General features: G+C 61.9%; 16 protein-coding genes. 14 read left to right on the top strand and 2 right to left on the bottom strand.

Annotation, left to right across the window (positions count from 1 at the left end):
- Positions 1–30: 30 nt before the first annotated feature.
- Positions 31–252, bottom strand: a complete 222-nt coding sequence (locus J4F42_02215) for a hypothetical protein (GenBank protein ID MCE2484302.1) — start codon at positions 250–252, stop codon at positions 31–33.
- A 49-nt stretch (positions 253–301) separates the two neighbouring features.
- Between J4F42_02215 and J4F42_02220 the strand changes: the two genes are divergently transcribed.
- From J4F42_02220 to J4F42_02280, 13 genes are all read left to right on the top strand, one after another.
- Positions 302–1213 (top strand): aminotransferase class IV, encoded by a 912-nt coding sequence (locus J4F42_02220; protein MCE2484303.1) that lies wholly within the window; start codon positions 302–304, stop codon positions 1211–1213.
- A 19-nt stretch (positions 1214–1232) separates the two neighbouring features.
- Positions 1233–3299 carry a hydantoinase/oxoprolinase family protein gene (locus tag J4F42_02225; GenBank protein MCE2484304.1) on the top strand — a complete coding sequence of 689 codons (2067 nt, stop codon included), beginning with the start codon at positions 1233–1235 and terminating at the stop codon, positions 3297–3299.
- 136 nt (positions 3300–3435) lie between these two features.
- A complete protein-coding gene (locus tag J4F42_02230; GenBank protein ID MCE2484305.1) occupies positions 3436–3813 on the top strand; it encodes a VOC family protein in 378 nt (125 codons plus the stop codon).
- A 114-nt stretch (positions 3814–3927) separates the two neighbouring features.
- Positions 3928–4401 carry a hypothetical protein gene (locus tag J4F42_02235; protein MCE2484306.1) on the top strand — a complete coding sequence of 158 codons (474 nt, stop codon included), beginning with the start codon at positions 3928–3930 and terminating at the stop codon, positions 4399–4401.
- 4 nt (positions 4402–4405) lie between these two features.
- Complete coding sequence (locus J4F42_02240; GenBank protein MCE2484307.1) at positions 4406–5158, top strand: SDR family oxidoreductase; 753 nt, start codon at positions 4406–4408, stop codon at positions 5156–5158.
- Between the two features lies 1 nt (position 5159).
- On the top strand, positions 5160–5954 hold the full coding sequence (locus J4F42_02245) for an SDR family oxidoreductase (GenBank protein MCE2484308.1): 795 nt from the start codon (positions 5160–5162) through the stop codon (positions 5952–5954).
- 25 nt (positions 5955–5979) lie between these two features.
- Positions 5980–6180 (top strand): acyl-CoA dehydrogenase family protein, encoded by a 201-nt coding sequence (locus tag J4F42_02250; protein ID MCE2484309.1) that lies wholly within the window; start codon positions 5980–5982, stop codon positions 6178–6180.
- Positions 6161–6478 (top strand): acyl-CoA dehydrogenase family protein, encoded by a 318-nt coding sequence (locus tag J4F42_02255; protein ID MCE2484310.1) that lies wholly within the window; start codon positions 6161–6163, stop codon positions 6476–6478. The genes J4F42_02250 and J4F42_02255 overlap by 20 nt, the downstream gene beginning before the upstream one ends.
- Positions 6360–7088 (top strand): acyl-CoA dehydrogenase family protein, encoded by a 729-nt coding sequence (locus tag J4F42_02260; protein ID MCE2484311.1) that lies wholly within the window; start codon positions 6360–6362, stop codon positions 7086–7088. Before J4F42_02255 ends, J4F42_02260 begins: the two co-directional genes overlap by 119 nt.
- 114 nt (positions 7089–7202) lie before the next feature.
- Positions 7203–7688, top strand: coding sequence for a hypothetical protein (locus J4F42_02265; GenBank protein ID MCE2484312.1), 486 nt, complete (start codon positions 7203–7205; stop codon positions 7686–7688).
- A 114-nt stretch (positions 7689–7802) separates the two neighbouring features.
- Positions 7803–8282, top strand: a complete 480-nt coding sequence (locus J4F42_02270) for a hypothetical protein (GenBank protein MCE2484313.1) — start codon at positions 7803–7805, stop codon at positions 8280–8282.
- Between the two features lie 168 nt (positions 8283–8450).
- Positions 8451–10496: a (Fe-S)-binding protein gene (locus J4F42_02275; GenBank protein ID MCE2484314.1), complete on the top strand. Its 2046-nt coding sequence runs from the start codon at positions 8451–8453 to the stop codon at positions 10494–10496.
- A 71-nt stretch (positions 10497–10567) separates the two neighbouring features.
- Positions 10568–11620: a 3-deoxy-7-phosphoheptulonate synthase gene (locus J4F42_02280; protein MCE2484315.1), complete on the top strand. Its 1053-nt coding sequence runs from the start codon at positions 10568–10570 to the stop codon at positions 11618–11620.
- Between the two features lie 9 nt (positions 11621–11629).
- Here the strand turns inward: J4F42_02280 and J4F42_02285 are convergent, their stop codons facing one another.
- A complete protein-coding gene (locus J4F42_02285; GenBank protein ID MCE2484316.1) occupies positions 11630–12709 on the bottom strand; it encodes an LLM class flavin-dependent oxidoreductase in 1080 nt (359 codons plus the stop codon).
- 184 nt (positions 12710–12893) lie between these two features.
- On the opposite strand from J4F42_02285, the gene J4F42_02290 reads away from it, so the two are divergent.
- Positions 12894–14393: an amidohydrolase family protein gene (locus J4F42_02290; protein ID MCE2484317.1), complete on the top strand. Its 1500-nt coding sequence runs from the start codon at positions 12894–12896 to the stop codon at positions 14391–14393.
- Positions 14394–14509: the final 116 nt, after the last annotated feature.

The following is a 14509-nucleotide window of genomic DNA, read 5'->3' on the forward strand; positions in this document are numbered from 1 at the left end:
GCGCCGCGTTTCTCCGGCCGCTGAGGACGTCTACCAGTCGTCATACTCGTCTCCGGTCGCGGCCGGGCTGTGGAGACGGACCACCAGGGCGTCGGGCTCCTCGTCCAACGGACTCACGGTGAGTTGTTCAAGCGGCAGCTCGGCGCCGGCGGTGGCGCACGACAGATACACCCGCAGCTCGCCGTGCTGGTCGTAGATCTCGTGCAGATTCTGCAACAGCTGGGAAAGTGTGATTGATTTTTGCGCTGGCATGGTGCAATGCTAGCACGCCGAGCGCTGTCCCGTCACGAGAGGAGGGGCTATGTCCGAAGGCGTTGCCTTTGTGGATGGACACTATGTCGGACGCGACGAGGCCAAAATCTCGGTTTTTGACCTGGGCTTTAGTCGGAGCGACGTGGCCTACGACGTGGTCTCGACCTGGAAGGGCCTGTTCTTCCGTCTCGACGATCATGTTGAGCGTTTCCTGGCCTCGGCGGCGGGCGTCCGCATTCGGTGTCCCTACGGGGCGGCCGAAATCCGCCACATTCTGGCTGAGTGTACGTTCCGGGCCGGGCTGCAGGACGCCTACGTTGAGGTACTGGTGACCCGGGGACAGTTTCAGCCGCCCGGCAGCCGCGACCTGCGCCACACCACGCCTAATTTTATCGCCTACGCCGTGCCCTATGTGTGGATCCTGCCACCCGAACACCACGCTACCGGAGCGCATGTGTGGATCGCGCGGACCCCCCGGATTCCGGACGCCGCAGTTGACGCCCGATATAAGAATTTTCACTGGGGAGACCTGACCCGGGCTCAGCTCCAGGCCCTGGACGCGGGGGCCGATGTCGCCGTCCTGTCCAGCGTGTCCGGCCACCTGTCGGAAGGCCCGGGCTTTAACGTGTTCTTTGTCAAAGACCGAACAATCTACACGCCCGGCACGAATGTGCTGCACGGCATTACCCGCCGGACGGTGTTTGAGTTGGCGGCCGAGGTCGGGGTCGAGATCAAAGCCGGGGATTACGGGCCGGAGCGGCTGCGCGAGGCCGATGAAGCCTTCATGAGTTCCACCGCCGGCGGCATCATGCCGATCACCCGGGTTGACGGCCGGGCGCTGGGCGACGGCAAACCCGGGGCTCTCAGCTGGCGGCTGCGCGAGCTGTATTGGACGAAACGCGAAGCGGGCTGGCACGGCACGCGGGTCACCGATTTGCTGGCGAGCCGCCGGACGGCATGACCGACAGAAAGGCCGGAGTATGCGAGTTGGTTTTGATATTGGCGGAACCTTCACGGATGTGATCGTCCTCGGCGACGACGGGCAACTGACCACCACCAAGGTCTTGTCGCTGCTCGACCGGGTTGGCGAGGATATTGTGGACCTGATCCAGACGACGACCGCCTCTGACCAGGCCGACGCTCAGGTTGAGAGCTTCGTGCACGGCACGACGATTGCCTCCAACGCGGTGATCGAAAGCAAAACGGCCAGCACCGGGCTGATCACCACCCAGGGCTTTCGGGATGAGCTGGAGATGCGCGGCCAGCGGCGTCCGAATATCTACGATGCCTCGTGGGACCGCCTGCCGCCCCTGATTCCCCGCTCGCTACGCCTCGAGGTCAAGGAGCGCATTCTGGGCAGCGGAGAGATCGAGCAGCCGCTTCAGCTCGAAGATGCCCGCCAGCGTATTCAACAGCTGCTGAACGAACGGGTTGAGGCGATTGCGGTGTGTCTGCTCAACGCCTACTTGAACCCCGAGCACGAGCGGCAGATCGGTCGCCTGATTGCCGAAATGGCTCCCCAGACGGTGGTGTGTCTGTCGTCGGACGTTCACCCCGAGATCCGGGAATACGAACGAACAAGCACGACGGTGATCAACGCCTCGCTCATTCCGGTCGTAGACCGTTATCTTGACCGGCTCGAGCAGCGTCTGGCCGCCTACAGCAGGCTGCTGCTGATCATGCAGTCCAACGGCGGCATCATGACCTCCCACGCCGCCCGCCGCCGGCCGGCCTATATGATCGAGTCCGGCCCGGCGGCCGGCGTGTTGGCTGCGGCCCGTTTGGTGTCGGAAACCGGCCAGGCTGCGGTCCTGTCTTTTGATATGGGCGGGACAACGGCCAAGGCGTGTTTGATCGAGAATGGCGTGCCGCTCGAGAAGGCCGGCGGAGAAGTCGGGGGTGGGGCGACCATGACCACGCGTCTGTTTGGCGGCGGCGGGCACGCCCTGCGCGCGCCCTCGCTGGATATTGTCGAAGTCGGCGCCGGGGGGGGCAGCGTGGCCTGGATCGACGACGGCGGCGCTCTGCGGGTTGGACCCCACAGCGCCGGGGCCGAGCCCGGACCGGTATGTTATGGCCGGGGGGGGCAGGAGCCGACAGTGACCGACGCCAATGTCGTTCTGGGCTATATGAACCCCGAGGCAATTGCCGGGGCCACGCTGACGATTGATCGACCGGCCGCCCTGGCCGCGATCCAGAGCCAGATTGCCGACCCGCTGGGGCTTGATGTCCTGCCCGCCGCCTACGGTATCACCCAGGTCGCCAATTCGACCATGATGCGTGCCCTGCGCGCCGTGTCGACCGAGCGCGGCCGCGACCCCCGCGAGTTCACGCTGGTCGCCTTTGGCGGTGCGGGGCCGATCCACGCCGTAGCCCTGGCCGAGAGCCTGGGCATGTCGCGGGTTCTGGTGCCGCCGTATCCCGGACTGTTCAGCGCGCTGGGCCTGCTGCTGGCCGATTATCGCCACGACTATGTCCGCAGTGTGGCCTTGGCGCTCGAGCTGGTTGAGCCGCAGTCGGTCATCGAACAGTTCGCCGAGATGGAAGAAACGGCCCGAAGCGAGTTGCTGCAAGAGGGCATTCGGGCCGAGGCCATCCGCTTCGAGCGTCAGGTCGACCTGCGTTACAGCTATCAGGTCTCGGAGTTGACCCAGCCGTTTCCGTCGGTTTCACCCGGCGAGCTGCAGGCCGAACTGAGGCGGCTGTTCACCCAGGCGCATCTCCAGGCCTTCGGTTACGAACGGGACGATACTGTTGAGCTGGTCAGCCTGCGCCTGCGGGCGCTGGCCTCGGCCGGCAGCCTGCGCTTCTCCGAGCTGCTGGGCCGGGTGCCGCCCGCCGACCCGGTCCAGGCCGACACCCGGCAGGCCTATTTTGGGCCCAAGCACGGCTTGCAGCAGACCGTAATTCGGCGCCGTGCGGATATCGACACCTCACAGCTTGGGCCCCTGATTGTCGAGGAGCCGGATACCACCGTGGTCGTACCGCCGGAGTGGTCGGCCAGCCGCGACGGGCAGGCCAACCTCGTCCTGGAGCGCCGGACCTGACGCGCATCCAGACAGCCCAAGGCCGGTGGATTGGGGCAGTTTGCAGTCCTGAAAGCCCGTTCCTCTTGTTGTTGTTGAGCAAAAATGATACGTAGTTTGAATCTGAATCTACCCAAAACACAAGGAGGGTCTGGCCATGATCAAACTCAAATCCGTCCGTCACGCCGGCGTACCGATTAGTGACCTCAGAAAAGCCAAGTCGTTCTACAAGATGCTCGGCTTTGAAGAAATCGAGCGCCCCAAGATCAAGGGCATTCCTGGCGCCTGGTACGAGTGCGATGGTACCCAGGTCCACCTCATCGGTCAGCGCAACGAGATGGCGGCCAAAAATCTGCCGGGTGTCGGCTCGCACCTCGCCCTGCAGGTTGAGGATATTGAAGAGGCCAAGAAAGTCTTGAAGCGCAGAAAGATCGAGTTTGCCGAGTTTACCCCTCCGCCCAGCTTCGGCGGCGGCCCGGTTCTGTTTCTCAAGGACCCGGATGGCAACGCGGTTGAGCTGCGGACCGACCCCTAAGCCCTGGCTCTGTCACGAGCCGTAAACCGTTGTCTCGGAGGGAGCTGTCCCAGGTGTGGAAAGCTCCCTTATTTGTCTTTTTCGCGCGTGTCGCGCAGGCCAAGGAGGCTGGTTATGCGGATTGAAATTCATCCCAAGCCGGACGGCATGCAACACATCAACCTGATGTTCTGCGAAGACAGCCCGGATCCGGAAGACATCTGGGTTGCTGACCGCATCCGAGAGTTCCCGGTTCCGCCCAAACGTACCCTGGAGTGGGAACGCGAGGGCCGCCAGTATACGGTCTTACAGTTCGGGCAGTGCGTGATCGGCCAGGTAATGTTCGACATTGAAAAACATAAGGGCATTGTCGATCAGATCCGCCAGGCGTGCAGCCAAGAGATTGACCAGCTGACAGACGGCGAGGTCGACACGACGGTCATCCTGCGGCTCATTTCCGACACCGCGCTGGCCTTCCACCGCCAGGCCAAGTTCGGCATCGGCAGTGACGGCGAGGTGGGCATTACGCTCGACACCCCAAAAGTGCGCCAGCACCTGCGCCGGGCGATACAGGAAGAAGTCGGCGAACGGGCGGCTTCGCCCGAATAGGGACATGGCGGGCGTTGCGGGCAAGACGGCGTTGCTGACCGGAGCCGGCTCGGGCATTGGTCGAGCGACCGCAGTCGCGCTGGCCAAGGGCGGGGCCGATGTCGTGGTGTGCGATATCAATAGCGCCGGCGCCGAAGAAACCGCCCAGGCGCTCGTCGACCTGGGGCGTAAGGCGCTGGCCGTGCGCCTCGACGTGACCCAGTTGGACGCGGTGCAGCGGGCGGTCGCCCAGGCCGAGGCCGAGTGCGGGCCCCTGGACATCGTGTTCAGCAATGCCGGCATTGGCGAACAGGTCGCCTTTACCGACATGACCGAGGCGCAGTGGGACCGCATGTTCGGGGTGCATTTGAATGGCACTTACAACTGTTTCCAGGCCGTGCTGCCCGGCATGCGCCGGCGAGACTGGGGACGGCTGATCAGCACGTCTTCCATGGGGGCGTTTACCGGTGGTGTCAGGCTGGCCCACTACTGTGCGGCCAAGGCTGGTATTGCCGGCCTGACGATTGCGCTGGCGAGCGAGTTGGCCCGAACCGGGATCACCGTCAATGCGGTTGCCCCGGGCGTGATCGACACCCCGATGGTGCGCCACAGTCCGCCGCGCTGGGTGGACAAGATGACCAAGACGATTCCGATGCGCAGACTGGGCAAACCCGAGGATATCGCCCATGCGGTCGTGTATCTGGTGTCTGAAGAAGCCGGTTTTGTCACCGGCCAGATCCTCAGCCCTAACGGCGGATCGTACATGAAGTGGTGCTGACATGCGGCTGGCAGGAAAAACCGCGATTGTGACCGGGGCCGGCTCGGGGCTGGGCAAGGCCACCGCCCAGCTGTTTGGCCGGGAGGGCGCCCGGCTCGGCCTGCTCGATATCAGCCAGCGACGGGCGGAAGGTGTGGCCGACGAGATCAACGCCGCCCTCCAGTATACGGTTGCGTTTGCGTGTCGGGCGGATGTGTCAAAAAAAGACGAGCTTGCGCCCGCCATCGCCCAGCTGCGCGAGAATCTCGGCCCGATCAATATCCTGGTCAACAACGCCGGCATTGCCCAGATCAAGGATTTTCTGGACATCTCCTCCGCTGAATGGCAGCGGATGCTTGACGTGCACGTCAAAGGCACCTTCCTGTGTACACAAGCGGTGATCGAAGACATGCACAGCGCCGGCTGGGGCCGGGTGATCAACACCGCCTCCGTGGCCGGCATGGAGGGCGGACCCCAAAACGCCCATTATGCTGCGGCCAAAGCCGCGATTATCGGCTTGACGCGCTCGTTGGCTCTGGAGTTCGCCCGTTCCGGCATCACCGTCAATGCGGTTGCCCCGGGCCTGATTGATAATATTTTGCAGGCAGTCGAGGGCAGGGCTCAGGGCTCGACTGTGGCGGGCAATATCTCGCAGACCACGGCCGAGCAGGTGCGGCAGTTTTTCCTGCGCCGCATTCCCATGCGCCAACTCGGCAAACCCGAAGATATCGCCCACGCCCACCTGTTCCTGGCCTCGGACGAGGCCGGTTATGTGACCGGCCAGGTACTGAGCCCCAACGGCGGATATGTGATGTAGCGCAGGAAGTAAGGAGAACACGCCTATGTTCACGGCCCCATCCAGATATTTTAACCAAGAACATGAGATATTCCGCGAGCAGGTGAGAAACTTCGTGGACAAGGAGATTGAGCCGTATATCGATCAGTGGGAGGAGGAACGGCTGTTTCCCAAATCGGTGTATCGGCGCATGGGCGAACTCGGCTTTCTCGGAGGGCGATATCTGGATGGCCTTGGTCTTTTGTGAGGAACTGTGCCGGTGTCATGCCCTGGGCCTGCCGATGAGCGTCCTGGTGCATACCGATATGTCGACTACCCATATTGCCCGCTACGGCACGCCGCAGCAGAAAGACAAGTATCTGCGGCCCTTGATCAGCGGCGAGCAGGTGTGTGCGGTCGCCGTCTCCGAGCCGTCGGGCGGCTCGAATGTGGGTCCGCGACGGGGATGGATATGTCCTCAATGGGGCCAAGATTTTCATCACCAACTCGGTCCATGCCGACACCTTCTGTGTGGCGGCCAAAACCGACAAAGACCTGGGCCATAAGGGCGTGTCGATGTTCATTGTCGAGCGGGACAGCCCGGGCTTTCAGCTGGCCAAAAAGCTTAGAAAGATGGGGAACCACTCTTCGGACACCGGCGAGTTGGTGTTTGAGGATGTCCGGGTTCCGCGCGAAAACCTGCTGGGCGAGGAGGGCCGGGGTTTTTACTACATCATGCAGAACTTCCAGGATGAGCGCCTGATCGCGGCTAGCATGGCGGTCAGCGCCTCTCAGCGCGCCCTGGAAGACACCATTCGCTATACCCGTGAGCGGGAAACCTTTGGCAAGCGGGTCTTTGACCACCAGGCCATCGGTCATCGCCTGGCCGATCTGGCCACCAAGCTTGAGGCGGCCCGCCAGCTGACGTATTACGCCGCGGATGTCCTGAGTTCCGGGTGTGACGCCAGCACCGAGGTGTCGATGGCCAAGTTGTACGCGACCGAACTGGCTAATGAGTTGGCCTACGAGTGTTTGCAATTCCACGGTGGCTATGGCTACATGGAAGAGTTTCACATTGAGCGCTTCTATCGGGATATGCGGATGACCAATATTGGCGGAGGCACGTCAGAGATCATGCGCGAGATCATTGCCTATCGGGGCTTGGATCGGGACTGACAGCAGTGCGAGACGGCCGGAGAGTGGTCTCCGGCTCAGGTGGTGGTTGTGTGGTGAGGGGTGAGCAGCCCTCGGCTCGGTGGAGCGGAGGTGGGGTTGTGAGGAGGAAGAGCCATGGGAGCGGTGTTGGATGTGGATATCCCACAGAAAATGTTCGCGCGTCGTATTCAGCCGTTTGGTATTGCCCTGGCCGAGGTAGCATGGCGGGTCAAAATGTTCACCCACGACGGGGTCGTGCTGGCGGCGATCTATCTTGAGGAGCCGAATCTGATTGTTGGGATGTCGTTCTGGCAGGACGAGGAAGCTGCCCGGCATCTTTTTCGCGGAACGTTTGAGATCGGCCTGTGCGCCGACGCCGACCCGCCGGGCCGGGTGCGTTTAGCGGTTGAACTCGATACCGAAATGGTTGACGAGTTGTTCACGGCCGCCGAACTGCTCAACCCGCACCCGAACCGGACCAGCGCCAGTCGGGCCAAACGACATTTTTCACATTTTCTATCCGAGGCTTTTCCGGATACTCCCCAGGTCTGGTCTCGTTCTCACAGCTGGCGGACCGCTCGCCGCGCCAGGCGCGCGATCCAGCCCATACGGGTTGGATAATATCCTGCGGGCTGCGGGTTTGCTCTCCCGGTCCGCTTTGAGTATAGTAGCTCGGCCAAAAGGAGTGTGACGCGCATTCCGGCTGAGCCCCATTTCTGCTGAGGAGGGAAACGTATGGCCGATGATGAACTGAAAGAGAAAGTCAAAGAAATCCTGGCCGAGCTTGGCGTCTTTTCTGGCCAGCGCGAAATCACGATGGAAGAGATCGCTATTCTGCAGGGTCAGCAGTCGGGTCTGGCCCGAATCATGCCCGAGATTGGACAGCGGACCTGGAAGCTGTTCTATGCGGCAAAAGAGGGTCACTGGGACCTCGCCAACTTCCAATACTCAGAGATCACGGAGTTGATGGAACTCGGCGCCTACGCCCGGCCCAAGCACGAGGATGCGCTCAATCAGTTCATGGCCGAGGACTGGCCGTCGGTTGGTGAGGCGATCAAGAGCAAGGATTTTGAGGCTTTTGAGTCGGCCTTTCATAAGGCCATTGAGCAGGCCAACGCCTATCACGAACTCAAGGACAGACCCTATATCCGTTGGCAGCTGCCCTCCACTCCGCCGGACGACCTGGAACTCAAACCGCGCGGGGGAAGCAAATAAGCTTGCCTGGCGGGCCAAGAAGCCTCGCCCGCCCGGTTCGGTTCAGGTGCGCAAGAATGTCAGTGTGGAAAAGAGGGCAGTCCGCCGGGGCTGCCCTCCGCTCGTTGTAGAAAGAGGAAACGTGTCGTCTAAAAGGTTGACACGTTTCCTCTTCGAAGGAGGGAGATAATGTCTACGCTGCTTTTTCTCCTCATCGTCGTAGCCGCCCTGGGGTTCTTTGCCTATACCTTGTACGATCGGTTTCGCCTCCTGCTGGCCGCCAAACCGGTCGAGCGTTTCGATCGGATCGGCGAGCGGGTCAAAGCCGTGCTGGTGTACGCGTTTGGCCAGAAGAAGTTCGTGGTCGGTGAACAGCCGGCCGGCTGGATGCACGTCCTCATCTTCTGGGGCTTCATGATTCTCGGCCTGCAGGTCGTGACCATGTTTGGCCGGACCTTTTCGGATCACTTTTTCGTGCCTGGGTTTGCGCCCGATCAGTTGGGGGGGCCGTTCTTCGTGCTGCGCGACCTCATGGAGGTGCTGGTGATCGGGGCGGTCGGGGTGGCCATCTACCGCTGGCTGGTGTCGCATCCGCCACGGCTGTTCGGTTACAGGCCGGCCGAAGAGCGCCTGGCCGGGCAGTCCCACTGGGAAGCCGTCCTCATCCTCTTTTTTATCTTTACGATCATGCTGTCCGGCCTGCTGTACGACGGCGGTCGGCTGGTCTTTCTGGCCGGCGACCCGGTCATCGAAGCCGAACGTCCCTGGCAACCGATGGGAGGCTTGGTCGGCCTGGTGTTGGCGGCCTTTGGGCCGGGCTTTGCCGAGTTCGTCAGTAATGCCGCGTGGTGGATCCATAATCTGGTGATTCTGGCCTTTCTCAACCTGCTGCCGCGCTCCAAGCATTTCCATATTATTACCTCGATTCCCAACGTGTTTTTCCGCAAACTCGAGCCCGCCGGCGCGCTCGATAAGATGGACCTGGAGAACTCGGAGACCTTCGGTACCTCGTTCATCAACCAGTTCACCTGGAAGCAGGCGCTCGACATGTATAGCTGCACCGAGTGCGGCCGCTGCTCTTCGCACTGTCCGGCCACGGCCAGCGGCAAGGAACTGGCTCCGCGCCAGCTACTCCTCAACTTGCGCGACTATATGTACGACCATCAGGGCGAGATGATCGCCGCCCGGTCGGGGCAGACCAACGGTGAAGCCGAGGCCGGTCTGGTGGGCGAGAACGTAGTCGGCGACAAGCTGATTCACGATCAGGTGCTGTGGTCGTGTACAACGTGTCGGGCATGCGAGGAAGCCTGCCCGGTGATGATCGAATACGTTGACAAGATTGTGGATATGCGCCGCCACCTGGTGCAGGAAGAAGCCCGCTTTCCCAGCGAGCTGACCCGGACCTTCAGGGGTATGGAAACCCAGGGCAACCCCTGGGGCATGAGTTATGACAAGCGCATGGATTGGGCCGAGGGCATCTCGGTGCCCCTGCTGGCCGACAATCCGAACGCCGAGTATCTGTACTTTGTGGGCTGTGCGGGCGCTTTTGACGACCGCAACAAGAAAACGGTCGCCGCCTTTACCCGGATCCTTAATAAGGCCGGAGTGAGTTTTGCCGTGCTGGGTCCCGAGGAACCCTGCAACGGCGAGACCGCCCGCCGGTTGGGCAACGAATATCTGTTTCAGACCATGGCCGAGGCTGCGGTCGAGGTGATCAACAGCTACGGCGTCCGCAAGGTCATTGCCAACTGCCCGCACTGTTTCAATACGCTCAAAAACGAGTATCCGCAGTTTGGCGGCGACTACGAAGTCATCTCCTCCGCCGAGCTGGTCGATCATCTGTTCAAGGAAGGCAAACTGAGTGTCCGGGAAGACCCTGACCTTAAGGTGACCTATCACGATTCGTGCTATTATGGCCGTCACAACAATATCTATGAGTCGCCGCGTGAGGTGATTGCCAAGATCATGGGCAAATCCCCCCAGGAAATGGAACGCAACCGCCAGACCAGCATGTGTTGCGGTGGCGGCGGCGGCTGGATGTGGATGGATGAACCCCCGGACCAACGGGTGAACATCCTGCGCGCCGAGCAGGCCCTGGAAACCAACCCGGATGTGGTCGCGGTGTCATGCCCCTTTTGCATGACCATGCTGACGGACGGCGTCAAAGCCAAAGAGGCAGACGAACGGGTCCAGGTCCTTGACGTGATGGAACTCGTTGATCGGGCCAGCGACTGAAAGTGAACGCTGCTCGCTTCCTGTCAGCACTAATCAGCACTAATCTCAGCCAAGAGAGGCGGATGACCCCTATGTCAGAACAGCTTGAAGATACCCACCTTGTCGATATGCAACCCCTGATCGCCCCGCGTGCCGTGAAAGCCGAGCTGCCGCTGACCGAACAGGCAGCCGAACTCGTGTCACACACCCGTCAAGCCGTCCGCGCCATTCTGCACGGCCGGGACCAGCGCCGTTTACTGGTGGTGACTGGCCCGTGTTCCATTCACGATGCCGAGGCGGCCTACGAGTATGCCGGCCGACTCAAGAAAGTCATCGACGCCACGCGTGACCGACTGGTGATTGTCATGCGGACCTATTTTGAAAAGCCGCGTACTACGGTCGGCTGGAAGGGGCTGATCAACGACCCCCACCTGGACGGCTCGTGCGACATCCCCACCGGCCTGCAGATGGCCCGCCAGATCCTCCTGCATATCAACCAGCTGGGCGTGCCCTGCGCGGTCGAGGTCCTTGACCCGGTTACACCGCAGTACGTGGCCGATCTTATCAGCTGGGCAGCCATTGGCGCACGGACAACCGAGAGTCAGACCCACCGCGAGTTGGCCAGCGGCTTGTCCATGCCGATCGGTTTCAAAAACGGCACCGACGGCAAGGTCCAGAGCGCCATTAACGCCATGATATCGGCCCGCCACCCGCACAGCTTTCTGGGCATTAACGCCGACGGCCTGACCTGCATGGTCAAGACCGGCGGCAATCCCGACCGGCATATTGTGCTGCGCGGCGGGGGCGGAAAGCCGAACTGCGGTCCCGAGGACATTGCCCGGGCGGTCGAGCTGGTGGCCGGTGAGGAAATCGCCCGGGCGGTCATGGTCGATTGCTCGCACGATAATTCGGGCAAGGACCATACCAAGCAAGGCCAGGTGTGCCGGGACGCTCTGGCAGTCTTTCGGGACGCTCAGAGCGCGCTGATGGGCCTGCTGATCGAGAGCAATCTCAAACCCGGCAAACAGACCTGGAAAGGGGGCGTACAACTCGACTATGGCGTGTCGATCACCGACGCCTGCATCGGTTGGGAAGAGACCGAACAGCTGTTGTACGAAATTGCCGAGGCGGTTCCTCCCCAGTAGCAGGCTCGCCTAATAACGCCGTATCACCTCGTTGGCAAAGTCTTTCAGCACCTTGCGGGCCGAGGCCATGGGCGGCAGCAGGGTGACTTCCTTGAGGCCGCCCTGTTCGGCCTTGCGCAGCTGTTCGACGATGGCCGCCGGCTCACCCACCAGACAGGTGCCCGCAATCGCCTTGGGGGTGATGAAGCGGCGCTCCTCAGGCATCAGAAAGGTGCAGTGGCCGTTGTGGATCTGGAGGTAGCGTTTCTCCTCCGGTGTCTCCATCTTCTCGACATAGGCGCAGTACTCGTCCCACACGTCGGTGAAGGACTCGGGCACGACATCCTCTTGCCGGGTGTAGCGGTAGATTTCATACACAAAGTGCAGGGCGGCGGCGACCCACGACCCACACTCGTCAATGACCCGCTCCGAGTCCAGCTTCTCTCCGGGTTGGAGAACCAGGGCCGAGGTCAGGGCGGCGGTATGAAAATCCGCGTTCAGCGTTCGGCCGCTGTGCTGCGCCCCCTGTTTGACCAGGTTCAGGTTGGCCTGCAGCATGCCCGGCTGTTCGTTAAAAACTGAGATCAGGCCGTCGCCATACGCACCCGCGCTTTTCAGGGCCAGGGGGCCGTTGGCCGCAACCAGGATGGGCACAGTATGTTCCAGATCCAAAAACTGCAGGTCTTGGTGCAGAAAACAAATTGTGCGGGTCGTGCCGTTCAGCGTGTACTCAACTTCTTGCCCGCGCAGCAGGGTTCTGACGACCCGTAGATACTCGCGAAAATCCCGAATTTTCATCGGGTTCATACCCATGACCCGCATGGCCGTGTGTCCGGTGCCAATGCCCAGGAAGACGCGGCCCGGGGCGATGCGGTTGATCGAGGCAATGGAGTGGGCCGTGACCGGGGCGATCCGGGTGCCCGGAATCGACACGCCGGTGCCGAGCTTGATCCGTGAGGTATTGTGGGCGGCCAGGGCCAGGGTGGCATAACAGTCCGACCAGATCATTTGGGAATCCGGCACCCAGGCCCGGTCATAGCCGAGGTCTTCGGCGTACTTGATCAGCTGCCAGTCGTCGATTTTTGTAGCTACGGTCAGGCTGAATTCCATGCGTGTCTCCTGTCTGAAGAGAATGTTCGGCCCTAGAGCATACCTGTTTGATGCGTGCGGACAAGCACCGGTGTGTGTTGAAAAGTGATAACGGACTGTCTATGGGTGTCGTATAGACGAAAGGCAATCCTGATAACAACTGACAGCATAAGGACATGACGATTGCCTTTCGAGGAGGGCAGCCATGGACACCAAGCATTCGGTCGTACGCCAGCACATCAAGCATCCGGTCATTGACGCCGACGGGCACTGGCTCGAGTTCGGCCCCCTGATCCGTGAGCGGCTGCGGTCAATCGGGGGAGACCGAGCGGTGGAGGGCTTTGCCAGCTTCCCCAGCCTTGCTGATGAGCACCTGTCCATGTCGGTCGCCGAACGGCGCCGGCGGCGGATCGCCCAGCAGGGCTTCTGGGGGCTGCCGACCAAGAATACGCGCGACCGGGCCACCGCCATCATGCCCCAGCTGCTGTACGAGCGCCTGGATGAACTGGGACTTGATTTCTCGGTCATGTACCCGACTGCCGGGCTGGCCCTGCCGCTGATTGCGGATGCCGAGACCCGGCGGGTCACCTGTCGGGCCTTCAACACCTTCAGCGCCGAGTATTTCCGGGCTGTCTCGGACCGTTTGACGCCGGCCGCGGCGATTCCGATGCACACCCCGGAAGAGGCGATTGCCGAGCTTGAGCATGTCAAACAGCTGGGCCTCAAGGTCGTGATGCTGGGCAGCATGATTCGGCGTCAGATCCCCGCCGTCGTCCAGGAGCAGCCCGAAGCCGCCAGTCTGGCGGCCTGGTACGACGTGTTCGGTCTGGACAGCGAGTATGACTACGATCCGGTCTGGGCCACCTGTGTGGAGCTGGGCTTTTCACCGACCTTTCATTCGGGTGGCCGGGGCTATGGGCTGCGCGTCTCGCCCTCCAACTTCTGTTACAACCATATCGGCCATTTTGCCGTTGCCGGTGAGGCGGTGTGCAAGGCGCTCTTTCTGGGCGGCGTGACCCGTCGCTTTCCGAGCCTCAAGTTTGCCTTCCTGGAGGGCGGGGTCGGCTGGGCCTGCCAGCTGTACGCCGACCTGATCGAACACTGGGAGAAACGCAATGCCGATGCCCTGGAGGAGGTCAATCCAGACAATCTCGATGTTGATTTACTGCGGCAGCTGGCCGCAGCCCACGGCAGTCAGGAGATTGTGGCGGCGCTGACCGACCGGCGGGCGGCCCTTGACACGGCCAGGCAGCCGGTCGGGGCGGCTGCAGTGGGCGGCATCGACAATGTGGACGATTTCTCGGCCTGCCGGATCGAAAACAAACAGGACTTTCACGAACTGTTTGCCACGAAATTTTATTTTGGCTGCGAGGCCGACGACCGGATGAACGCCTGGGCCTTCAGTCGGCAGCATAACCCGCTCGGCTCGCAGCTGAACGCCCTGTTCGGCTCCGACATCGGCCATTTTGACGTGTCCGACATGGCCGGGGTGCTGCCCGAGGCCTACGAGCTGGTCGAAGACGGTCTGATGGACGCCGACAACTTCCGCGACTTTGTATTCACCAACCCGGTCCGTTTCTGGGCCGAGGCCAACCCCGAGTTCTTTACCGGCACCGTAGTCGAGCACGAGGCCGCCGCCCTGCTGGCCGCTACAGCTCCGGCTGTGGCAAGCAACGGGGCAGCGGTCGGCCAGCCGTCGAAATAAATCGGCCGGGGAGGGGCGGGCCGCCACCGCACGCAGGAGCGCGGCCAACTCGACCCGTCGGCGCGCCCGCGCGACCTCGCGCGCTTCTACGTGGCGCTGCTCCAGGGCTTGAGCCT

The organism is Desulfurellaceae bacterium (assembly GCA_021296095.1).
Taxonomy (GTDB): Bacteria; Desulfobacterota; Binatia; order Bin18; family Bin18; genus JAAXHF01.